The sequence below is a fragment of the Gammaproteobacteria bacterium genome (assembly GCA_029882975.1).
In the GTDB taxonomy this organism is placed as follows: Bacteria; Pseudomonadota; Gammaproteobacteria; order SZUA-152; family SZUA-152; genus JAJDNG01.
Map to the genome: position 1 here is coordinate 37115 of JAOUJW010000002.1, position 24194 is coordinate 61308.

Below are 24194 nucleotides of genomic sequence, written 5' to 3' on the forward strand. Positions count from 1 at the left end.
ATTAGTTAATGGTAAATCAAGGAATCCATTATGAATAAATTAAATAATCACTGGAAACCCCTGACAGTTGCATTTTTGTACACCAGCCTATGCGCTGTGCCGGTGTGGGCGGATGATACAGAGATTTATAGCAGCAACCGCAACGCCGCAGGTGGTGACCCTGTCAATGTACTGTTTATCATTGATACGTCCGGAAGTATGGATGAGCCTCTGACAGGTGAAAGCGATAAAGACAACAACAAAACCACCGGCGGTCCGAATAGAATGGACGCTGTAAAACAAGTCATTAATGAGATCTTGTATGCTCCGGGTGGAGGAGTAAACCCGGAATTTTCGGGCAAAAATCTTGCGCTCATGCGATTTGACAACACCAGCGGTAATGCCGAAGGCGGCAGTTTTCTAACGGGTTTCCTCAGACTGAGTGACACAAACGCGACAACCTTATCAAGCCAAGTGCAATCCCTTTCCCCAAGCGGTAGCACACCGCTGGCGGAAACCTTTTTGGAAGCGGCCTTGTTTTATCAGGGCAAAGCTCCCAAATACGGAAACACAGCCAACCCACCAAACGTGTGCGAAGTGAAGGATAATGTTGATGGACTGTATATATCACCATTCAACACTGCAGACATCACCAACAGTTGCAGCACTGCCGCTACGACGACGATTACAGAGTCCGTCGCCGGCAGTATGGAATGCGCCACTAACAATCACGTTATCATACTGACCGACGGTGCACCCAATAAAGACTCTACAAACACCTCAGATCTTACAACTTATTTAACCGGCTATCCTACCAATCCTGATACCGCCTCACCCGACTACCCAGTTCCCGCTGAGTGTGCAGGCGATAAAGTTACGGGAACTAAACGCAACTGTTTACCCAACATTGCGGAGTATTTGTATAAAACTGACTTTGACAGCAATCGCGATGGAATACAGAATGTTATGACCAACACCATCGCTTTCGACTTATCCCAAGATTCCAATAGCACTCAGTTTTTAGCGGATACCGCAGCTGCCGGCGGTGGAAAAAGCTTCGAAGCCGACAGTATTGCCGGCCTTTCCGCTGCGATTAGATCCATACTATCGGAAATACAGATAAAATCCGGATCCTTTGTGGCTCCTTCAGTATCCGTAGACAGCAACAACCGATTGGTGCACAACAACACCATGTATTTCGGCATGTTCAAGCCGGAGCAAACCGAGCTGTGGAACGGCAATATTAAAGCCTATCGCCTGCAAGACGACAAACTGGTGGACTTTACCAGCCCCAATCCTCTGGATGTATTAAACAATGACGGCACACTGAACTCGGATAGCAAAAGTAAATGGAGCAGCGCTGCTGATGGGAATGATGTGACCGCAGGCGGTCTGGCCACATCCATGCTGTCGCAAGGCGTGCGCAAAGTTATCACATTCCTGGGAACTGACAGAATCCTCAACGAAGTAACAGAAACCAATGCCAATATAACCAGTACCATGCTTAACGTCACTGACGCAACCAGAGTCGCATTGCTACAATGGGCCCGCGGCGTGGACGCATACGATGAAGACGGTGACACAAACACTACCGAAATGCGGCACTTCATCGGCGATCCCTTACATTTTCAACCTATTCTGTTAGAACACAGTGATGGGAATAGCTATTTGTTTTTTGGTACCAACCAGGGCTTTTTGCACGCTGTTGACGTGACGACCGGCACCGAGAAATTTGCATTCATTCCCCAGGGCATGCTGGGTAAATTGAAAACCCTGTCCGATAATCTGGCCACTTCCACCCGAACTTACGGAATTGATGGCAATGCCGGCGCCGCCCGAATCAACGGCAAAACCTACATTTATTTTGGCAGCCGTCGCGGTGATCGCAACTACTACGCCCTGGATGTTTCCGACATGGCGAACCCCGTCCTGGCTTGGACACTCGAGGGCGGTAATAACGACTTCCCGGAAATGGGCCAAAGCTGGGCCGCCCCCGTCGTCAGCAAAGTACGTATCAATAACGTGGACAAGGCCGCCATCATTGTCAGCGGCGGTTACGATGAAGGTGCCGAGGATACGGATGGCACCGGAACCAAAACCATGGGACGGGCTGTATATATTGTTGATGCGGAAACCGGCGCTAAAATCTGGTCCGCCACCGGCGGTACAGCCGCCCGCAGCGGCACCGAACTGGTACTTCCGGAGTTAACCAATAGCATCCCGGCCACCATTGCTACGCTGGACAAAGACCTGGATGGATTCACTGACCGCCTCTATTTTGCGGATGTGGCCGGCCAGTTATTCCGTGTTGATTTAGATGCAGTAACAACAGACACTGCCGGCGCAATCACCGGTACCAATATTCCTAACGGCGGAGTTATTGCCAATCTGCGTGGCAGCGACCCGGCGGATCAACGTAAATTTTTTAATGAAGTGGAAATCGTCTTCACCAAGTTCGGCGCCAAACACTATATCTCTCTTAACGTGGGTTCCGGTAACCGTGACAACCCTCTGGGAACGAGTATCAACGACGCCTTTTACTCGGTACGGGATGATTCCCCCTATGCGGCACCGCATAGCTACAGCACCATAACCGTAACCGATTTGATGGATATTACCAGCGGTCCTGTAGACATGAACTCACTGCTGGGAGGCACAATCCAGGGTTGGAAATTGCCCATGAGCGGAAGTGGCGAGAAGGTATTGTCCGACTCCTACACCTTGAACAACAAACTCATGTTCACCACGTATACACCGGCAGCAAACACCAACACTAATAGCTGCCAACCCACCTTGGGTACGGCAAAAATGTATGTCATCAGTCTGTTTGACGGTTCGGCGGTGCTGACCGACCGTGCCGTGGAATTGAAAAACCCCGGTATTCCAGCCAGCCCTGCAGTGGTATTCAGCAATGAGGGCACCAACGCCAACCCCGGCATCAATGTATTGGTAGGTATGGAGAATGTGTCCAACTTGCAATTGCAAGCGGTACTGCAGAAAGCACCAAACTGGGAGGTGAATCCGCCGGCTGACGCAGGAACAGGTACCGGCAGCGGAACAGGCGCTGACACCGGAACGGGTACAGGGACCGGGGCGATGGTGGACACGGGAACAACTGCTCCCTAACCCCAACGCTGTTCAACAATCAAAAAAGGCGGGCCAAATTGGCCCGCCTTTTTTATGGAAACATATATTTTATTGAAATATTTAGTTTCCCGATCAAACAGCTCCTTAGGCTAATGACCGCGGCAAAGAAAACGACACATTCTCCCGCACTCCGTTCGCCTCCCGCGCCTCTTCACCTCCAAGCTGTTTCAAGCGCTCTACCACTTCTTTCACCAACACTTCGGGAGCGGACGCCCCGGCGGTGACGCCCACAGCCTGTTTGTCCTGCAACCAGGCAGCATCAATTTGAGCAGCATTGTCGATTAAATACGCTTCTGTACCCATGCGTCTGGCCAATTCACATAAACGGTTGGAGTTGGAGCTGTTTTGAGATCCCACGACCAACACCAAATCACACTGCGAGGCAAAGTTTTTCACCGCATCCTGGCGGTTTTGGGTGGCATAACAAATGTCGTCTTTCTTGGGCCCTTCAATCTTGGGAAATCGCGCTTTTAAGGCATCAATGATCTCGGCCGTGTCGTCCATGGACAGCGTGGTCTGGGTAACATAGGTGACATTGTCCGGGTCTTGCAATCGCAATTGGGCCACATCTTCCAACGTTTCCACTAGGATCATACGCCCATTGCTGTTTTCGTACTGCCCCATGGTCCCTTCCACTTCCGGGTGTCCGGCATGACCAATGAGGATACATTCACGTTCACCGCGCTGGTGCCGTGCCACTTCCAGATGCACCTTAGTCACCAATGGGCAAGTGGCGTCAAACACTTTTAGCCGACGTTGTTCCGCTTCCTTTTGTACGGCTTTTGACACACCGTGAGCACTGAAAATAACCGTACCTTGATCCGGCACCTCGTGCAGCTCTTCTACAAAAACGGCTCCCTTCTCCCGCAAGCAGCTCACCACGTATTGGTTATGGACGACTTCGTGACGCACGTAGATCGGCGCCCCAAATAATTCCAAAGCCCGCTCAACTATATCAATGGCACGGTTTACGCCGGCGCAAAAACCCCGGGGATTGGCTAGTAGAATTTGCATAGTAAGATCCAGTTTTGCCTAAATGGAATAAATTAATGGTTCTGTTGTGGTCGCACTCTGCTGCTGTTTTGGTTATGTTTTATGGCTATGTTTTATGGCTATGTTATCGATCATGAAGCGTTTTCCACTGACAGAATTTCGACATCAAAAGTTAACTCATGACCGGCCAACGGATGGTTAAAATCCACCATCACCTGTTCCTCATTCAACTCTACCACTGTACCGGGGATTTCATCTCCCCTCGGCGTACTAAAACCCACCACTTGATCCGGCGCCAAAGCCATGTCCGGCGGGAAAACGCTGCGAGCCATAGCGTGAATATTGGCCTCGTCGCGTAAGCCGAAAGCCACTTCCGGTTCGATTTTCAAACTTTGTTTGTCACCCGGTTTCAGCCCCAATAAGGCGATTTCCAGCCCTTGAATAAAAGTACCGTCACCCATTACAAACTCCAGAGGCTCGCCATCTTCCTGGGTGGTTTCCGCCACCAACCCGTTTTCCAACGCCAGGCTAAAGTGCAAGCACACTTTTGATCCATGTTGAATTAGGTGCGAGCTGTCCGGTGCATCCGTCATGCTTATAACTTGTACACTATTCCGCTTTCTCGGAATCGGAGTGGTTTTGCTCTGCCGCTTTCGCTGCCGCTTCGGCCTTGGATACCTTAAAGGTATCGTAAGCAAAAATAATCACACCAATGGTAATGGCCGAATCGGCTATATTAAACGCCGGCCAACGGAACACGACAAGATACACATCGATAAAGTCGACCACATAACCCAGACTCAAGCGGTCCCACACGTTACCCAGCGCCCCGCCCAAAATCAATGACAATGCCAATGCTAAACGGGATTGGGTTTTATCCAAGCGCATTAACCAAACCATGATCATGGCACTCACACCGATGGCCACTACGCTTAAAAACCAGCGCTGCCAACCGGACTCATCGCTTAGAAAGCTAAAGGCTGCACCGGGATTATGCATTAAGGTAAAATAAAATCCCGGCAAGATTTTCACCGGATGGCGCAGCTCCAACATTTCACTGGCCATTGCCTTGGTCACCATGTCCAGCAAAATCACCACTGCGGACAACCATAACCATTTCAACATGGGCATGCTATTGCCACTACTCATATAGCACTCTTTCTACCATACAACGGCGCCGATATTCTCATCACGTAAATGAACGGTCTTCACCCGCCCCGTCCACATTGTCAATGCAGCGACCGCACAACTCGGGATGCTGCTCGGATTGGCCCACGTCTTCGCGCAAATGCCAACAACGCACACACTTACTATGCTCCGAAGGTGCCACTGCAATCCAGAGCTCATCACCCTCCGTCAGGGTGTAATGCTCAGCATGGTCCGGCTTATCCGTTTCGCGGTGCAAGCGGGCATAAGAGGTAATCAAGACAAACCGCAGCTCATCCTGCAACATAGCCAGTTGTTCGTACAACTGAGCACCGCAATACAAATCCACTTCCGCTTCCAGGGAAGAACCCACCCCACCGGCCACACGCAGTTTTTCCAATTCTTTGGAAACAAACTCACGCACCTGGATCACCTGACGCCAATAATCCAAACCCATGGACACCGGTTTTAGATCATGGGGAAAATCCCACCAAGTAGTCAAAAATACCGATTCCCCTCCTCCCTGCCCCGCTTCCTGACCGGGAATGTTTTTCCAGATTTCTTCAGCCGTAAAACTCAAAATGGGCGCAACCCAACGTACCAGCGACTGGACAATGGCATACATGGCTGTCTGTGCTGAACATCGAGCCACACTGCCTGCCCGCGTCGTGTATAAGCGGTCCTTGATCACATCCAGATAAAAACTGCCCATGTCGACATTGCAGAAATTATGAATGCTTTGATAAATCTTGTGAAACTCATAGCTCTCATAAGAGGCCAGGATCTGTTCCTGTACTTGAGCCGCACGAGCCATGGCCCAGCGATCCAAGGACAGCAGATCATTTACAGCAACGGTATTTTTCTGCGGATCAAACCCATGCAAATTACCCAGTAAGAACCGTGCCGTATTACGCATACGTCGATAAGCATCGGCAGTACGTTTGAAGATTTCATCAGATACTGTAATCTCGCCGCGATAATCCGTGGCGGATACCCATAAACGTAAAATATCGGCACCCAACTGGTTCATGACTTTTTGCGGTGCCAAAGTATTTCTCTGAGACTTGGACATTTTCTTACCATCCGCATCCACAGTAAATCCGTGGGTCAACACTTGTTTGTACGGTGCGGTACCGCGCATAGCCACTGAAGTCAGTAAAGAGGACTGAAACCAACCGCGATGCTGATCGGAACCCTCCAGGTATAGGTCCGCAGGTACCTCCAGGCCATCGCGGCGTTGCAATACGGCGGCGTGGGTCACACCGGAATCGAACCACACGTCCAGAGTATCCGCGACTTTTTCATAGCTCGCTGCCTGTTCGCCTAATAGGGTTTGCTTGTCCAAGGAAAACCAGGCATCGATGCCTTGCTGCTCCACTCGCTGGGCGACTTCCTCAATCAGTCGATCCGTCTCCGGATGCAACTCGCCGGTTTTGACATGAACAAATACAGCCAGAGGCACACCCCAGGTACGCTGACGTGAAATACACCAATCAGGGCGGTTTTGTACCATGCCTTCGATACGCTCCTGTCCCCAACCGGGAATCCACTGTGTATCCTGAATGGCTTGCATAGCGGAATCGCGCAGACCATTTTGTTGCATACTGATAAACCACTGGGGTGTGGCCCGAAAGATAATCGGGGTTTTGTGACGCCAGCAATGAGGATAGCTGTGTCGCAAGGATGCCTCATGCACCAGCTTACCCTTGGTTTTCAATACTTCAATGACATGGTTATTGGCTTTGAACACATGTTCACCGGCAAATAACTCCGTATCCGGTAAAAAACAGCCGTCATTACCCACCGGGTTATCCACCGGCAAATGATACTTGGTACCCACCACATAGTCGTCCTGACCATGCCCGGGAGCGGTGTGTACTGCGCCGGTACCCGCATCGGTGGTAACGTGATGCCCCAGGATGATGGGCACTTCACGCTGATAAAACGGATGTTGCAGCTTGATGCCCTCCAACTCTGCACCTTGGCAATAGGCTACCACCCGGTATTTATCCCGGTTATAGCGCCCCATGGTATCTTTTAATAGCGCTTCGGCAATCAGCAAGCGCTCTACGCCGTGCTCGCCCTCGGACTGCACCAGGGCATATTCCAGTTCAGGATTCAGTGCCACGGCTTGGTTAGCAGGCAATGTCCAGGGAGTAGTGGTCCAGATCACCACAGACAAGGGGCCTTCGCCACAGCGCCCGTCGGGATGTTGCATGCGTTCCAACAGCGCCGCTTCGTTGAGTACACTGAAACGTACATCGATGGCCATGGAAGTTTTATCTTCATATTCCACTTCTGCCTCGGCCAAGGCGGAACCGCAATCGGTACACCAATGCACCGGTTTAAATCCCTGAGTGACATGTCCAGCCTTAATAATGGAACCCAGAGCACGAACTATGTCGGCCTCGTTCTGGTACGCCATAGTCAAATAAGGATTATCCCAATCGCCCAGAACCCCCAAGCGTACAAAATCCTTGCGTTGTCCATCCACCTGTTTTTGGGCGTAGTCGCGGCACCCCTGGCGAAACTTTTCCACGCTGACTTTGCGACCGGGTTTACCTAACTTTTTCTCCACATTAAGTTCAATCGGCAGACCATGGCAATCCCAACCGGGCACATAGGGCGCATCAAATCCACTGAGTGTTTTGGACTTAACGATAATGTCTTTTAATATTTTATTCACCGCATGGCCAATATGAATGTCTCCATTGGCATAGGGAGGACCGTCATGCAGAATGAAACGCTGACGCCCTTCACCCAATTGACGCATTTTTTTATACAGTTCCGATTCCTGCCAGAATTTAAGCGTTTCCGGTTCCCGGTTAGCCAAGTTGGCTTTCATAGGGAAAGCGGTTTGGGGCAGATTGAGGGTATCTTTATAGTCAGCCACTGCTCGTCAGTTTCCAGTTGAGGTGAATAAAATAATAAAGTGATTAATTAATAAACTTAGACCAAATCGGAATATTTTAACCGTTTGTCAGGCTTCGCTACCAGCAAAAATCGCTCTGGCAGCGACAGCATCTTTGTGAATTTGCTGTTTCAAAGCCTCGAAGGATTCGAACCGCTGCTCACTACGAATTTTTTGTATAAACAACACTTCCACATAAACCCCATAAATCTCTGCATCAAAATCGAACAAATGTACTTCCAGCAAGGTTCGCTGCCCATCCACCGTGGGCCGGTTACCAATATTGGCCACACCTTGACGGGCCTCGCCACCCAAACCGGTCATGAGTACCGCGTATACCCCCAACACAGGAGTATTGCACCGGTGTAAATAGATATTGGCTGTAGGAAAACCAATGGTGCGACCGCGTTTATCCCCGTGAGCCACCCGCCCGCACATGCCATAAGGCCGCCCCAATAACTGCTGGGCCAGCATGAAATCTCCCTGTTCCAATGCCTGGCGTATGCGCGTACTACTCACACGTTCGCCGTCGCGAAGAAAAGAACGAGTATTGCAAACCTCAAATCCCGCTGCCGCGCCACTGCTTTGCAAAAACGCAAAATCGCCGCTGCGGTCTTTACCGAAGCGAAAGTCATCCCCAACCACCAGATATTTTACATCCAACCCTTGTACCAGTACGGTATCCACAAACTCCGCCGCGGACAAACCGGCCAAATGGTCGTCAAATCGCAGACACAACACCCGATCCAAATGGTGCGGTTTCAAGGCTTGCAGCTTTTCCCTCAACCGGGTCAACCGCGGCGGCGCCTGATCTTTTCGAAAAAACTCCTGTGGTTGTGGCTCGAAGCTGATCACCACACAGGGCAAACCCAGTTGGACAGCTTTTTCCAGACACTGATCAATCACTGCCTGATGTCCCAAATGCACGCCGTCAAAGTTGCCAATGGTGGCAACGCAATGGCGATGCTGCTCGCGTAGATTGTGTAAACCCCGAATTAATTCCATATCAACCGTGTTTTAGTAGAGCCTTAAAATTCATACCCAGGATATACAAGGTAGAAAAATAAACCGCGCCGCCGATACCCACCCACATACCCAGCCGCAAAACCCGCTCATACACGGAAGCCTCCAGCCAGGGCGACATGTCGGCAAAAGCCAGGTACATGGAAGCCGTCATCAACACACATGCCACCAAAACCCGTAGAATCAATAAACCCCAGCCACTTTGGGCTTTATAAACCCCGTCCCGACGCAAACCCCGTAATAACATCAGGGAATTGAAAATGGCGGAAATTGCTGTCGCTGCCGCCAGGCCCACATGGGGCGCCTCATAGGCCCAAACCAACATACCGCCGACCAATAAAACGGTAAACAGCATTTTAACACCCACGGATTTAATAGCGATTTTTACCGGAGTTTTGGTATCCTGTCGGGCAAAATACCCCGGCGACAACACTTTAACATAGATGAATCCCAACAAGCCCACGGAGTAAGCCATTAAGGCCAACTGAGTCATGTGCATATCATGTCCCTTGAATTCACCATAGTGAAAAATGGTAATAATCATGGGACCGGACAGGGCTATCAAACCTACGGCCGCCGGAGTGCCGATGACCATAACCCAGCGCATGGCCCAATCCAGAGTTCGGTTAAACTTATCAGCATCTGCGCCGGCATGTTTGGCCGACAAGCTCGGCAAGATGACTGTGGCCACAGCCACACCAAAAACGCCAAAGGGAAACTCCACCAAACGATCCGCATAGTACAACCAGGAAATGCTCCCCGCGGCTAAAAAAGTGGCAATCCACACATCGAACAGTAAGTTAAGTTGCTGTACCGAGGAGCCGAACAAAGCGGGAATCATCAAGTCTATGATTTTTTTAACCCCTGAATCACGCCACCCCCACTTGGGCCAGGCCAGTAATTTCAACTGCCAAATAAATGGGATTTGAAATGCCAACTGCAACGCCCCGGCGGCAAACACCCCCCAAGCCAGGGCCACGATGGGTTGTTCCATATGAGGCGAAAGCCAAATGGCTGCGGCTATCATGCACAAATTCAGCAACACCGGGGTAAATGCCGGAATACCGAACTTACCGTAACTGTTCAGCACACCCCCGGCCAGCGCCGTGAGGGAAATAAACAGAATATAGGGAAAAGTGATACGCAGCATGGTAGCGGTAATTTCCTGACGCGGCGCATCGTCCATATAGCCGGTAGCAAACACCATCACCAGTATAGGCGCGGCAATAACCCCGATAAGGGTAATAACAAATAAGATTAAACCCAGGGTGCCGGTGACATTACGCGCCAGTTCCCGCACCTCCTCATGCTCCTTTGTGGTTTTATACTCGCTCAGTACAGGTACAAAGGCTTGGGAAAAGGCACCTTCCGCAAACAAACGCCGCAAAAAATTCGGAATCTTAAAGGCAATAAAAAAAGCGTCGGTCAGGCCATCAGCGCCGAAATAACGGGCAAATACCACATCACGTACCAAGCCGGAGATACGGGACAAGAAGGTATTCCCACTGACGATCGCGGTGGATTTAAACAGTTTTCGGCTCATTGTTATATCTTATTGATAATATTAGTTAATTTTACCCGCATCCGTATGCGGGGGACAGTAAGCCACGAGCAGTGCAGTTTACCCCTCCTAAAGCGAAACAACCAGTTACCCGACACATTCCGAAACCGCTCCAGACCCTAAAAGCATTGACAAACGCAGCGAAAACAAGCATATTACGCGGTCCGTAAAACACAACCAAAGAATTTGGAGTAAACCATTGGCAAATTCAGCACAAGCCAGAAAGCGTGCCCGCCAGGCGGAAAAACATCGCGAGCATAATGCCAGCCTGCGTTCCAAGCTGCGCACCAACATTAAGAAAGTGGTCTATGCCATCGAAGCCGGTGAAAAAGACAAAGCTTCCGAGCTGTACAAACAAGCTGTGCCGGTCATAGACAGCATGGCAGGCAAGGGCGTGATCGCTGCCAACAAAGCTGCACGGCATAAAAGCCGCCTGAACGCTCGCATCAAAGCGCTGTAGGTTTTCTCTTCCGCCAGGAAAGACAACTTCTTATTTTTGGGCCGACAAGGCTGATCGATAAGAGTTAGCGGCACAAGCTTAGACAGTAAAGGCCGGATTGGATTCAATCCGGCCTTTACTGTTGTCTATTTATTTATTGGCAATTACTTACTGCCGGTCCCGTCTCGTCTCAATCAACCTATTAGCAATAGCCGCGCCAGCTTTGGATAAAAATATCTCCAGCCTTTAAACCAATACCAAATTGTCCCGATGAATCAACTCCGGCTCATCCACATAACCCAGGATAGATTCAATAGCGGAACTGGGCTGCCCCACAATTTTTCCAGCCTCCACAGCCGCGTAATTAACCAAACCGCGAGCCACTTCCCGACCCTGCTGATCCAGACATTGCACCAGCTCACCGCGCCGGAACTGCCCTTCAACCTTTTTCACACCCACCGGTAATAGACTGCGCCCCGATTCGCGTAAAACCTTTACGGCACCTGCATCCAGCACCAAGCGGCCGCGACATTGCAAATGCCCCGCCAACCACTGTTTACGCGCTGCCAGCGGCTCCTTATCCGGCAACAACACCGTACCCAACGCCTCTCCATCCAGCACCTTACGAATCACGGCCTCTGTAGAACCGTTGGCGATAACCGTGGTCGCTCCGGAGCGAGCCGCCAGGCGGGCCGCCCGCACTTTGGTAAACATACCACCGCGCCCTAACTTACCCGGATCTCCGCAAACCATTTGATCTAAGGCCGGCTCACTGGCATGCTCTTGCTCAATCAATTCAGCATCCGGATGGACTCTGGGGTCTTGCCGGTACAATCCGTCCTGATCCGTCAGTAACAATAGAGCTTCCGCTTCCACCAGATTAGCGACCAAGGCCGCCAGGCTGTCATTATCACCAAATTGAATTTCTTCGGTGGTTACCGTGTCGTTTTCATTAATCACCGGAACCACTTTTAGGCGCAACAAACTCAGCAGAGTGCTGCGAGCATTGAGATAACGTTGACGATCGGACAGATCTTCATGGGTCAGCAGAATCTGAGCCGTGTGGATACCGTGCTTCTGAAACCGGGATTCGTACGCCTGCACCAACCCCATCTGACCCACAGCCGCCGCCGCCTGCAACTCAAACAATGCTCGCGGCCGCTCACTCCAGCCCAGCCGCATCATCCCCTCGGCCACGGCACCACTGGAGACCAAAATCACCTCCATACCCTGCCGGTGCAAGTGAGCCACCTGCTCCACCCATTGGGTGATGGCTTGCTGATCCAAGCCGCGGCCCTGGGCCGTCAATAAGGAACTGCCGATTTTGACTACCCAGCGTTTTTTATTTTTAAACTCCAGACGCGAGCTCATTCTTCTTCCGTATCCGCCGTTGACGCGTGTTGTTCAATGTGTTGCATTATATCGAACATCAATTCCTGTGTACCTTGTTTTGCCAGGGCCGAGATTGAATAAACCGGCCCCTGCCAGCCCAACTTTGCTACAATCTGTTGGCAGTGGCTTTCCCGTTCCTCTTCCGGTAATAAATCCACTTTATTCAATACCAGCCAGCGCGGCTTTTGCACCAGCTCTTCACTGAACTGTTGCAATTCCTTCACTATAGCCTTGGCATCCTGCACCGGATCGGCAGCCCCTTCGTAAGGCAATACATCCACCAGATGCAGAATCAAACGAGTACGGGATAAATGTTTCAAAAACTGTATTCCCAGCCCGGCACCTTCCGCGGCGCCTTCAATCAAACCGGGAATATCAGCGATCACAAAACTGCGATCCGCCTCGATACGTACAACGCCCAAATTGGGATACAGGGTGGTAAAAGGATAGTTGGCCACCTTAGGACGGGCCGCAGAGACGGCGCTGATGAGCGTTGATTTACCTGCATTGGGCAAGCCCAACAACCCCACATCAGCGAGAACTTTTAGCTCCAACAATAGGTGCAAAACCTCGCCTGGCGTACCCGGTGTGCTCTGGCGAGGAGCGCGATTAACACTGCTCTTAAAACGAGTATTACCCAACCCATGAAAACCGCCCTGAGCCACCAAAAGCAACTGTCCCGGCGCTACCAAATCACCGATCACCTCATCAGTATCGGCGTTTTTCACTACTGTACCTACAGGGACACGAACCACCAGATCTTCACCCTTTTTTCCGGTGCAGTTCTTACCCATTCCGTTCTGACCCCTCTCCGCCCGAAATTTGCGCTGGTAGCGAAAATCCGCCAGTGTATTCAAGCCGGTATCGGCCTCCAAATACACACTGCCTCCATCGCCACCGTCACCGCCATCGGGGCCGCCTTTAGGAATATATTTTTCACGGCGAAAGCTCACGCAGCCGCTACCACCGTCTCCGGCAGCGACTTTTATGATGGCTTCATCAACGAACTTCATGGCTTTGCTCTAATTTTCCAGACATTTTCCAGTCACATACTAAAAAGCCCCGAGAACGGGGCTTTTATATATAGCGTTTAGACCGTAACCGGGTATAAGTCAGATTCCGCCTTTAAGCCGGATCGATGCTGACAAACTGGCGATTTTTGGGGCCTTTAATCTCAAACTTCACCGCGCCGCTCACCTTGGCAAACAAGGTATCGTCCCGACCGCGACCGACGTTAATACCGGCGTGAAATTTAGTACCGCGTTGACGAACAATAATATTACCGGCCAGTACTTGTTCACCACCGAAACGCTTGACGCCCAGGCGCTTGGATTGTGAATCGCGACCGTTTCGCGTACTACCGGCTGCTTTCTTATGTGCCATGACTGCTTATCCTCTTTCTATTAACTTAAGCTGAGTGAGCTGCGAACTGTAGAGTCTGCGCTTAAGCCTTAATGCTGTTAATTTCGATCTCAGTATAGGACTGACGATGCCCCATTTGCTTGCGATGGTGCTTGCGGCGTCGAAACTTAACGATTTCAACTTTTTTACCCCGGCCATGAGACTTTACAGTAGCGGTTACTTTACCGCCTTCTACATACGGTGCGCCTACTGTAATGTTGTCGCCGTCGGCCACCATGAGCACTTGCTCAATATCCACCGAAGCGCCTGCTTCAACCGGCAGCTTTTCCACTTTTAAGGTCTGACCTTGCTCTACCTTATATTGTTTGCCGCCTGTTTTAATTACCGCATACATTGTTCCAGTTCTCCATAAAAACCATATTTAAATTATGGTAAAGGCCGATCCCGCTGATATCTCGCACCCATGAGATGACGAACACGCAAAAGACCCGCCGAAAGCGAAAGACCGGGAATTCTAACCCTAGATGTGTGTAAGGTCAAATAGATCAAACCATATTTTGCTCTTTTTTACTCAAATCTTGCAGTGACGGACAATTCAAACACTTAGCGTTAGAGAATGCTTGACAGTCCGGGGGAGCAAACTCTAGCATGGCGCTATGGTAGAAACGGCAACACAAAGCTCTAATGCAAGTTTGGTCAGTGCTAATGACATTTTTGCACTCATCGAAGCAGACATGCAGCAGGTAGATCAACTCATTCGAAACCGCTTACGTTCCGAAGTCGTCCTGATTAACCAACTGAGCCACTATATTATTAACAGCGGCGGCAAGCGTCTACGCCCGGCCCTGGTGCTACTTAGCACCCGTGCGTTCGGTTACAAGGGCACACAGCAATTTGCCTTGGCAGCCATTGTGGAATTTATCCACACAGCCACCCTGCTGCATGACGATGTAGTGGATGCCTCTGACAAACGTCGCGGCAAAGACACGGCAAACGCAATCTGGGGCAATGAAGCCGCTGTACTGGTGGGAGATTTTCTCTACTCCCGTGCCTTTCAGATGATGGTGGAAGTCAATCGCATGCGCATCATGGAGATACTGGCGGATGCCACCAACACCATTGCCGAAGGTGAAGTGCTGCAATTGCTTAATTGTAACGACCCGGATACCACCCAAAAGCGTTATATGGATGTTATCCACTTTAAAACGGCCAAATTGTTTGAAGCCGCAGCGCAGTTAGGCGCCATCATCAATGACGCGCCGCCGGAACAGGAATTTGCCATGGCCCGTTACGGCATGCATCTGGGCACAGCGTTTCAGTTGGTGGATGACGTGCTGGATTACAGCGCATCGTCTGAGGAAATCGGCAAAAACATCGGCGACGACTTAGCCGAAGGCAAACCCACTCTACCCCTGATCCGAGTCATGCAAGTGGGTAATGAACAACAAAAAGCCGTCATTCGCAATGCCATAGAACAAGGTGGTCGCGAGCAGATTGGTGCCGTTATGCAAGCCATCCAAGCAACCGACGCCATTAGTTACACGGCTCGGAAAGCCAGAGAAGAAGCGGACCTTGCCATAGAGCAACTAAGTTGTGTACCATCCTCACCCTATAAAGAGGCCTTGATCAGCTTGGCCGAATTTTCCGTGAATCGCAGTTATTAACAGACTGCCGGCACCAGTATCGGAGTGTAGCTCAGCCTGGTAGAGCACCGTCTTCGGGAGGCGGGGGTCGGAGGTTCGAATCCTCTCACTCCGACCAATTTTTGTTTTTCATCGATTTCGGCTGATCGTCAGCACAAAACTACGGCTCTTTCAGGCCTCTTTCCAGGCCCGCTCTTTTTCAGTTTCTGTCACCACGCACGCATAATACGCATAGGAATAAGTAGTCGAGTGGGCACATTTCGACCGCAGTCTCTTTGCAATCAAACAGTTAGAGCGTCTAATCTGGTACGAAATTTGTACGCTTACACTCTATTCGTAGAAGCAATAAAATTTCCGGAGCCAACAAACCAAAGGGATGCCACTATGGCCATAGACGATTTTTCATTAATTTTCATTTGGGAAAAACTTTACCACGCCGTGCGTGCCCTGGCCGCACCGGGTGAATTACCGCAACGACTTAGCTCTGCCGTGGAACATGCAGGCTCTTTCGATATCGAAGATGATGTCAACTATGTACCGGCCGATGTCAAAGGTGAATTCACCAAGTTTATCCAACAAATGCAAAACACCAATGTGAGTGCTCTGGATGAAGACGGTATGATCCATAGCGCGGACACCATCATCAATATGTTTGACATTATTTCCCGGCATCACGGGCCCTACAAAATGTCTTGAGCCAACCTCCCGCCGGCAGCACCGTTCCCGCCAGGGAACTTCTCTTGATTTTTCCCCAGAGTGGACACCGGAGACGCCTCACAAGGCGTCTGACCGCTTTTCGGCGCAGCAAACAAAGACCCGAGGGACGTCGTCGGTACCCGCTGGTTTTTAACCACCGGTTTGGAGCGCGAACAAAATCAAGTCTTGACGAGACGATATTGATCATTCTCAAAAAACCGCTAAACTTCGAGACGCACTCATCTCGCATCCTCGTGGGCGTAAACCCGCTTCACCCTACGCAATTGCCAGTGCAGTGATATTGCCTTACTCTGTATGATACAAGGAACAAACGATGAAACTGGAACTGGATCATTTTTTCATCCTGGTAAAACCTGGCGCCCAGGTTGCTGATCGCCTCATTAATCTTGGAATGCATGAAGGCAGTCCAAACCGACACCCTGGCCAGGGTACCGCTAATCGGCGTTTCTTTTTTCCCGGCGGGGGCGCACTGGAATTACTATACATCTGCGATGAACAAGAGGCTCTCAATGGCCCCGGTCGCGACTTAAATCTGGTACAGCGCAGCCGCGACCCGCTCGCCTCGCCTTTTGGTATTGTTGTACGGCGTTGCGACAATCAATACGATAATCATAGCCAAGCCTTACCCTTTGCAGGGTGGAGTTATCAGCCGGATTACTTCAAGCCGCCCATGGCATTTCATGTGGGTGAGAATTCGCCGCTTTTGCAGGAACCTTTGTGCATCTACCTGCCGTTTAAGGATCCGGATAAAACCCACGCCCTGGAGGAAAAAATGTTTTCCAGGGAGGACCTTGAAACCAGAGACGAATTCAACACTATTTCGCACATCACAACAACTTGCACTGCCGTGACTTTTTCACCTGTATTACAGCAGCTACAAACTGCTAAAGGTATAAGCTTAGAGTGCGGAAAGACCCATCACATGGAAATCAGGTTTGATGATTTTGCTCAGAAAATCACTCGTGACTTGCGCCCCGAGTTACCGCTGACGCTGTGCTGGTAGCGATATGCAGGCAGTGACGGTTCCCGGCACCCCGGGAACGTCACTACAGAAAAATCACATGCATTCCCAAACAATGTTACCGGAACTACCACCATCGCCACCATCCAAAGCATTATCCAAAAGAGTTAAATCAGTGACCGTACCGGCATCCATACAAGAAAAATCTATCTGCGCATTAACCAAAGTATTCAAATGACGGATTCCACTGCCATTGAACAATTGGCTGCCGGTCAAATAGACGTTAGTAAGAGCCAGTAAGTTCTCCAAATCCGCTTCCGGAAAAATCCCGGCTGTCCTGGCAACAAACGATATGGGATTGGAACCAAGATCCAACACTCGAACTTTTTTCAAATTTCCTATAGCACCAATATGATTAAAACCGGTGGAGTTCAAGTTAAGCTCCTCCAAGTTCGTTAAGCTGGACAATGGCGAAAAATTTTCTATCGCATTACCGGATAAGTCCAGGACCGTCAAAAATGGCAACTGTTCAATACCCGACAAGTTGGTGACTCCTGCGCAGGTCAGCGAGGTCACATCAGCAACATTGGCCACACTGAGGTTAGTGACACACGTACTCAACGCAGCACCGCTGACCGTGTCGGGGAACACCAGATTAGCCACCAGTGCTTCACCAAAACAGCGATTCCACCGAACCCGACCCAAAGCAGGACCATCCCCTGAATCTCGCGCAGCGTCCATCGCTGTTAATGTGTCGCATGCTAAGGGGGAATTCCCCTCCAAATAGATAAAGGCTGCCGCCGGTAAACCGGCTAAATTCGAAACACCGGTATGAATATTATTGTTACTCAATATCAAGCTGTTAAGGGAGGTCAGATTTGCCAGCGGCGTCACATCCTCTATTATATTGTTGGCCAACCCAAGCGTCGTCAGCCCGGTCAATCCGCCAAAGGCCGCTACATCACTGATGTTATTCCCACCAAAGCTTGCGTTTGTCAATGAGGGAAGAGCACCGGTAATGACAACGTCCGTTATATAGTTGTAATAGGCATAAAAACTCTGTAACGCAGGCATGTCACCGGATATATTGATGGTTTTAATGCGGTTCCTGTCCAAATACAGGTTCTGCAAATTGGCATGTCCGCTTAATGCCACCGACTCAACGGAGTTATATGACGCGTTTAAGGTAAGCAAGGCCGGCATACTATTGATAGCTGAAATGTCTACCACACGATTCGATGTTAACCCTAACAACTGCAAGTTTGTTAAGCCGGCCAAAGAACTAATATCCACAATTCGGTTTGACCCCATAGACAGCCATGTCAACGAAGTAAGATTACCGAGAGCAGAAATATCGCTAATTTGGTTCGAAGCCAAAGACAAGCTCGTCAATGCAAGCAGAGAGCCCAGAGTAGTCACATCAATAACTTGGTTCCCTGACACATACAATTCCAATAAAGAAACAAGATTGCTGAGCGGGGAAATATCGCTGATTTGATTGGAATTCAAATACAAATACTCCAGCGCCATAAGATTGGCGAGCGGAGTGAGATCCATAATATTGTTTCCAGACAAGCCTAATGCGTTTAGACCGACTAAATTCTCTAAGCCGGATAAATCCTGAGCCCCGACTTGCGTAAGATCTAAGTAGGTTAAGTTGGTTAATTGAGCCAAGGGTGTCAAATCGGAGAATTGATTGCCGCCATTACACTCCCCACAATTGTATAACTCTAGAGTTGTCAGCCCGGTTAGATTCCGAATCGGGCTCAAATCGGTGAGATTTGCATCCGCCATATTCAAAAACTGAAGATTGCTAAACTGCTCCAAGCCAGTCAGGCTGGAGATTGTTTGACCGCTGCAATCCAAATTCACCAGATCAAAAACCGTTGACTCTGTTGATAAGTTGGCTTCTACACAAGCTCGCAATTGCGCATCGCTAATGCCGTTATAATCCACCAACTGACCGGTGGCAAAAGACCACACGAGGTTTATATCAGCAGTTTCTCCGTAGTTGTTGGTATAACTTAATGCTAATCGAGCGGAGTACTGCGTATTGGTCTGCAATATAGCGTCATTAGGCAAAGCGAACGACAACAAGAATCCGGATTCCGGCGGGACATAGACCATCGATATGGGAGACGCGCCGTCAGGTGTTAAAACTAAGGAAACGCTATCAAGGGTGTTGATTAGGGCCAATACCGAGGCATCGACGGTAATATCCGCCAAAACGGAAACGTCCGTTGCCTGGTCTGGGGGCGTTACCACCGGTGTACCTGGAGTACCCGGCGGGGTATACGGGTCCAGCCTGAAGCTGATGCCTGTGCGCACCTCGCCCGGCAGTAATGCCGTTATTTCCGGAGCTGGGTTCTGAATTCGGTACGTCATGACACCCCCCTCAAACCCCCGAGCATCCATCACCATATCCACTCGAGGCGGAACTGTTAATGTCAAATTACCGCTGGGCAGAATATTGCCACTGGCAATAGTGGCTCCGGTATCCCTGTTTATCACACTAATAATCAAACTGCTCAGTGTGTCGAGCGCCTGAGCCCGCACCCCGATGGAAAAAGACAGATAGGCATTTTTATCTTCGGCTTGCTGAGATTCATTGCCACAGGCGCTCAGCAACAATATGACAAATGCGACAATACTACGCTGTAGTAAAGTTCCGGGTTCTTTGCTGTTCATTCTGTGTTCCTGACCGGTGCGTTTTACCGTTGTTTTCATGGCCTGCTCCTCAGAATTCCGCGCGCAGGCCCAAAGACCACATGCTTTGAGTGTAGTTACTATAGCCTTGCAAGCGAGTGTATTGCAGGAAGGCGGTCATACCACTCACCTGCAAGTGGGAGACGCCCAAAGAAAGCTCCAAGTAATCCGAGTCACGCTCGTCGCTGCGAAACACAAACGTGGTGCCATTTGGATCAGCCACAAAACCGGCGCCGATGTCCTGCCCTGTTGTGTCGAATTCGTGTTTCCAGACCAGATTCAACTGCGGCAGGATCACACCTCCGGCGTAGGAAAATGCGCTGCTCAGTTGCCCGCCCAGCGATAAGGTTTGACTGCGAATATCCTGGCTGCTCACATTGAGACTGTAGCTGCTTCCCGTTTCGGTATAGGAATCTAAGGACGCGTTGTTGTAACGGTATTTAGCCGTCACCAGCGCAGTCGTTTCAATGGCACTCAGGTAATGCTCGTAACCCGCGCCTAAAGCAAACCCTATTTGACTACCTCGGGTATTACCCCTGGCCGATTCATGAGCACTGACATTGGGAAGATTGAAATTGATTCTCCGGACCAGTTCATACATACCGCGTCCGGCTTGGATGCTGCCTTCCAGGTAAAAATCCTGACCGGGGAAATAGCTGCCGTAATAGGTTAGATTGACATCTCGGCTGACCAAACCACCGTCATTGTAGTCAAGCTGAGTTTCTCCTCCCAACAGGCGAGTGGCAAACCCGGCAATCGTTTGCGCATCCAGCCGATAGTCCATACCAATGGTGACACCATAAAGATCACTATCAAATCCGGCCAGGGTGGCGGTCTCATCCTGATTGGAACGTATCAGCGCGTCGCTGACAAATACACTGGGCCTTGGAGCATCATCCCCGGCTGCACCACCCCTCCCTTTGTCCAGCAAAGCAAACAAGGCTCGTCTCTGTGGCCCCCGTTGATCCAATGAAGCTGTGCTGTGTTTGCGCGCTGCACGTCGCAGTGCCGCCAAGCGAGCGCTGAAGTCTTCCATGGCCATAACCAGGGAGCCTTGTGAAAGCAAACTGGTCATTGCGGTTACCGATCGTGCCGATAACTGGCGGTAAACATCCGCCGTTTGTGTAGGATCGACGCTGAATATATCACCGCATAATTGGGCAAACTGCCCTCCGGGACACAAGATATATTGGAACGCGGCACCGAATGCCGCTTCCGGTGTATTGCTGTTGGCACCAACGTCAACCACAACATCAATGCTCCCACCCGGCCCATCGCTGACGGCAGAATGGACGGGCCCCCATAGGAAAAAGCTTACAATGGACACGTAGGTAAGAAACAGATTCTTTTGGTTCATTATGAAAAACTCTTGAGTGTTTTATCGTTTTGTCGCCGAAAGGCGCCGTGTTAGGGAAGCAGTCGCAGCACTACCTACTTTTCTCATGGGCACCTAAGTATTCTAAAGATAAACCGAGACCGGTCAAGGGAATCATGGCTGCAGTGGAGGGTGTAAATTCACATTGCGTGACTTTACATTTAAGTTCGTAAAATCTTCCCACCACGCTTGTTATAACATTGCATAATATATAAGGCTTTTGTTATCTCTAAAACCTCATTCCTCAAGAACCGCATGACAGCGCGATAGGGATATCCCCCGGCAGCCACTACTGCCGGGAGATCTATGGACTAAAATCAGGTACAACCCCAAAGAACAATTCCAGAATAAGCGCCATTACCCGCATCCAAGGCATTATCCAGCGCTGTCAATTCATCACTCGTACCCATGCATGCCAAGTCGATAACCTGAGCATTCACCAAGGTATCCAGAAGACCAATTCCGCTGGTCGCGGTCAGTTGATTACCCCAAACGCTAAGATGCGTCAGGGACACCAGATTCTCAATATCTATGGAAGTACTCGCCAAAACACCAAAAGGATTATCCCCAATACTTAACCGGTTCAGATTTTTTAAAGTTCCCAAATAGCTCGTTCTAGTAAGCCCCGTAGAATCCAAATTAAGTTGTTGCAGATTGGTTAACCGGGATAGTGGGGCAAAGTCAACAATGGCGTTATTGGAAAGACTCAAATTGGTTAAAAACGGTAGCTGTTCAATCCCGGTCAAATCAGTCACCCCGCTACACGCTAACTGGGTCACGTCGGTAACGTTGAGAACATCCAGGTTGTTGACGCAAGTTCTTAAAGCCGTACCGCTCGCGGTGTTAGGAAATACCAGATTAGCAACCAAAGGTTCTCCAAAACAATAATTCCATCTCACAACACCGTTAACAGAACCGTTACCCTGATCCAGGCTTGAATCCAGACCGGCTAATGTGGCACAAGACAAAGCGGAATTGCCATTCAATGATATACTCAAAATATTTGGCGTAGTCTCGCTGTTAAATTGGTCAACGCCCGACATTACATTATTGTTTGAAAGATCAAGATAACGCAAAGACGAAAGTCCCGCCAACGAAGCAACATTTTCCACAATATTATTGGACAAACCCAAGGTCGATAGCGCAGCAAGACTGGAAAACGCAGACACATCCTTGATGTTGTTCGCATACAAGTCGATTATACCCAATAACGGAAAGCTGCCGGTAAAGGAGATCGAAGTTATATAGTTATTTTGAGCCCATAAATGTGTCAATGCCGGCATATCACCCGTGAGCGACAATGTTTGTATTCGATTAAAACCCAAGTCCAGAATCTCAAGACCAGCCATCCCGGAGAGAGACACTTGCCTGATTCTATTTGAGTACAAATCCAAGAAAACCAGATTTGGCAGCGAAGATATCGCTGAAATATCCACAACTTGATTGGCCCTCAATCCCAGTGTTTGAAGACTGGACATTCCCTGTAACGAGGCGATATTCACGACTTGATTGAACTGCAATTCCAATATTTGGAGATTGGTCAAATCCTGAAGCCAGCTTATATCCACAATTTGGTTACTTTCCAAATACAACTCAGTTAAGGAGGTAAGATTTCTGAGCGGTGAGATGTCACTCACACTGTTCCCGGACAACCACAGTCTGTCTAAGCTGGCTAGATTTTCCAACCCTGTCAAATCCTGTACTCTCGTCATACTAAGATCCAACTCTGTTAAATTTACCAATTCAGAAAGTGGCGTCAAATCCGAAAACCTATTGTTTCCGCATTCACCGCATTCTGACAAATACAAAGCAGTTAAGTTGGTAAGATTTCGAATAGGCGTCAGATCATTCAGGTTTGCATTTGACATATCCAAGCGCTGAAGATTGGTAAACTGTTCCAAGCCATCCATACTTGATATGTACCGATTGCGACAGTTCAGATTTAACAAATCGAAAACCGTGGCTCCTGCTGCCAAATTGGCCTCAACACAGCTACGTAAAGTAGTATCCGTAATTGCATCCAAGTTCACCGAGTCTCCCGTCACAAACGCCCAGCTAAACTGCTGACTCTGACTGCTCCCGTCGGTATGAGTATAAGTGAGTTGGTATTGGGCAAAATAACGAGTATTCGCCTGCAAACTGGTTCCACTGGGAAGCGTGAACAACAGGGAAAAACCCGCTTCCGGTTGATTGAACACAGTGCTAATTACGGGCGCTTCCGAATTCGGGGTCAACGTCAAGGATGCACTGTCTATTTGTTGTATTTCAGTACCAAGCGCAGTGGCATCCACCATAAAGTCGGATATCACAGGTATACCGGTCGCGCCGTTACCGGGTGTAACCACCGGATCCGGTTTAGCGCCGCCCGGGATTAAACTCATGCTCAATGCCGCGGGGTAGTTTTGACCCGGCCACAAGGCAGGAACGCCGGTGCTTCCGCTGTATAGCGCCAGACTTCCCTGGTAGCCTACCGCCTCCACATTCATTGCCACATTCGCAGGCACACTGAGAGTCAGACTCCGCGACGGTAGAATATCGCCACTGGTGAGGTAAGTTCCATCCGTATCCCGCACTGTCACAATGATGCTGTTCAGCGTATCGTGAGCCAATGCTCCGTAGCCTAAGGAGAAAGATACAGTAGCTTGCCGATAATCCTGCTTAGACTCACCACCGCACGCACTGAGTATTAGAACCATGAGCAATAAGACATTCCTATATAGGAGCTTGCCCGCGAATTTCCGGGCATAGGCTATCGTTTGATTTTGTGTAACGCCTTTCATAACTTTTTCCTGTACTTCGTTTTTGTAAACAAATGTTCTTTTGAGTCTCATCGCCCGCT

18 protein-coding genes and 1 tRNA gene are annotated in these 24194 nt (G+C 49.8%); 6 read left to right on the forward strand and 13 right to left on the reverse strand.

The window, feature by feature from the left end:
* The first annotated feature begins 30 nt into the window (after positions 1 to 30).
* Positions 31 to 3105, forward strand: a complete 3075-nt coding sequence (locus tag OEY58_01935) for a PilC/PilY family type IV pilus protein (GenBank protein MDH5324200.1) — start codon at positions 31 to 33, stop codon at positions 3103 to 3105.
* Positions 3106 to 3210: 105 nt separating this feature from the next.
* On the opposite strand, the gene ispH is transcribed toward OEY58_01935, so the two are convergent.
* The 6 genes from ispH to murJ all read right to left on the reverse strand — a co-directional run bounded on the left by ispH (position 3211) and on the right by murJ (position 10742).
* Positions 3211 to 4140, reverse strand: a complete 930-nt coding sequence (gene ispH / locus OEY58_01940; protein MDH5324201.1) for a 4-hydroxy-3-methylbut-2-enyl diphosphate reductase — start codon at positions 4138 to 4140, stop codon at positions 3211 to 3213.
* A 110-nt stretch (positions 4141 to 4250) separates the two neighbouring features.
* Positions 4251 to 4712: a peptidylprolyl isomerase gene (locus tag OEY58_01945; GenBank protein ID MDH5324202.1), complete on the reverse strand. Its 462-nt coding sequence runs from the start codon at positions 4710 to 4712 to the stop codon at positions 4251 to 4253.
* Positions 4713 to 4728: 16 nt separating this feature from the next.
* On the reverse strand, positions 4729 to 5268 hold the full coding sequence (lspA, locus tag OEY58_01950; protein MDH5324203.1) for a signal peptidase II: 540 nt from the start codon (positions 5266 to 5268) through the stop codon (positions 4729 to 4731).
* 40 nt (positions 5269 to 5308) lie between these two features.
* Entirely contained in the window at positions 5309 to 8158 is a 2850-nt protein-coding gene (ileS, locus tag OEY58_01955; protein MDH5324204.1) for an isoleucine--tRNA ligase, read from the reverse strand.
* Positions 8159 to 8245: 87 nt separating this feature from the next.
* A complete protein-coding gene (gene ribF / locus OEY58_01960; protein MDH5324205.1) occupies positions 8246 to 9181 on the reverse strand; it encodes a bifunctional riboflavin kinase/FAD synthetase in 936 nt (311 codons plus the stop codon).
* A 1-nt stretch (position 9182) separates the two neighbouring features.
* Positions 9183 to 10742, reverse strand: coding sequence for a murein biosynthesis integral membrane protein MurJ (gene murJ / locus OEY58_01965; protein ID MDH5324206.1), 1560 nt, complete (start codon positions 10740 to 10742; stop codon positions 9183 to 9185).
* A 217-nt stretch (positions 10743 to 10959) separates the two neighbouring features.
* On the opposite strand from murJ, the gene rpsT reads away from it, so the two are divergent.
* The gene (gene rpsT / locus OEY58_01970; protein MDH5324207.1) at positions 10960 to 11220 is read left to right on the forward strand and encodes a 30S ribosomal protein S20; all 261 of its coding nucleotides are present in this window, start codon (positions 10960 to 10962) and stop codon (positions 11218 to 11220) included.
* A 225-nt stretch (positions 11221 to 11445) separates the two neighbouring features.
* Here the strand turns inward: rpsT and proB are convergent, their stop codons facing one another.
* The 4 genes from proB to rplU form a co-directional block, all read right to left on the reverse strand.
* Positions 11446 to 12570 carry a glutamate 5-kinase gene (gene proB, locus OEY58_01975; protein ID MDH5324208.1) on the reverse strand — a complete coding sequence of 375 codons (1125 nt, stop codon included), beginning with the start codon at positions 12568 to 12570 and terminating at the stop codon, positions 11446 to 11448.
* Entirely contained in the window at positions 12567 to 13604 is a 1038-nt protein-coding gene (gene obgE, locus OEY58_01980) for a GTPase ObgE (protein MDH5324209.1), read from the reverse strand. Before obgE ends, proB begins: the two co-directional genes overlap by 4 nt.
* A 112-nt stretch (positions 13605 to 13716) precedes the next feature.
* Entirely contained in the window at positions 13717 to 13974 is a 258-nt protein-coding gene (rpmA, locus tag OEY58_01985; protein ID MDH5324210.1) for a 50S ribosomal protein L27, read from the reverse strand.
* Positions 13975 to 14035: 61 nt separating this feature from the next.
* On the reverse strand, positions 14036 to 14347 hold the full coding sequence (gene rplU, locus OEY58_01990) for a 50S ribosomal protein L21 (GenBank protein MDH5324211.1): 312 nt from the start codon (positions 14345 to 14347) through the stop codon (positions 14036 to 14038).
* A gap of 262 nt (positions 14348 to 14609) precedes the next feature.
* Here rplU and ispB point away from each other — a divergent pair, with 262 nt between their 5' ends.
* The 4 genes from ispB (at position 14610) to OEY58_02010 (ending at position 17316) form a co-directional block, all read left to right on the forward strand.
* On the forward strand, positions 14610 to 15617 hold the full coding sequence (gene ispB / locus OEY58_01995; protein ID MDH5324212.1) for an octaprenyl diphosphate synthase: 1008 nt from the start codon (positions 14610 to 14612) through the stop codon (positions 15615 to 15617).
* A 20-nt stretch (positions 15618 to 15637) separates the two neighbouring features.
* Positions 15638 to 15714: transfer RNA gene (locus tag OEY58_02000), tRNA-Pro, on the forward strand.
* 266 nt (positions 15715 to 15980) lie between these two features.
* Complete coding sequence (locus tag OEY58_02005) at positions 15981 to 16292, forward strand: hypothetical protein (GenBank protein ID MDH5324213.1); 312 nt, start codon at positions 15981 to 15983, stop codon at positions 16290 to 16292.
* A gap of 334 nt (positions 16293 to 16626) precedes the next feature.
* Entirely contained in the window at positions 16627 to 17316 is a 690-nt protein-coding gene (locus tag OEY58_02010; protein MDH5324214.1) for a VOC family protein, read from the forward strand.
* A 54-nt stretch (positions 17317 to 17370) separates the two neighbouring features.
* Here the strand turns inward: OEY58_02010 and OEY58_02015 are convergent, their stop codons facing one another.
* From OEY58_02015 to OEY58_02025, 3 genes are all read right to left on the reverse strand, one after another.
* Positions 17371 to 20001, reverse strand: coding sequence for a leucine-rich repeat domain-containing protein (locus tag OEY58_02015; protein ID MDH5324215.1), 2631 nt, complete (start codon positions 19999 to 20001; stop codon positions 17371 to 17373).
* A 10-nt stretch (positions 20002 to 20011) separates the two neighbouring features.
* Positions 20012 to 21337, reverse strand: coding sequence for an autotransporter outer membrane beta-barrel domain-containing protein (locus OEY58_02020; protein MDH5324216.1), 1326 nt, complete (start codon positions 21335 to 21337; stop codon positions 20012 to 20014).
* Between the two features lie 335 nt (positions 21338 to 21672).
* A complete protein-coding gene (locus OEY58_02025; GenBank protein ID MDH5324217.1) occupies positions 21673 to 24186 on the reverse strand; it encodes a leucine-rich repeat domain-containing protein in 2514 nt (837 codons plus the stop codon).
* Positions 24187 to 24194 lie beyond the last annotated feature (8 nt).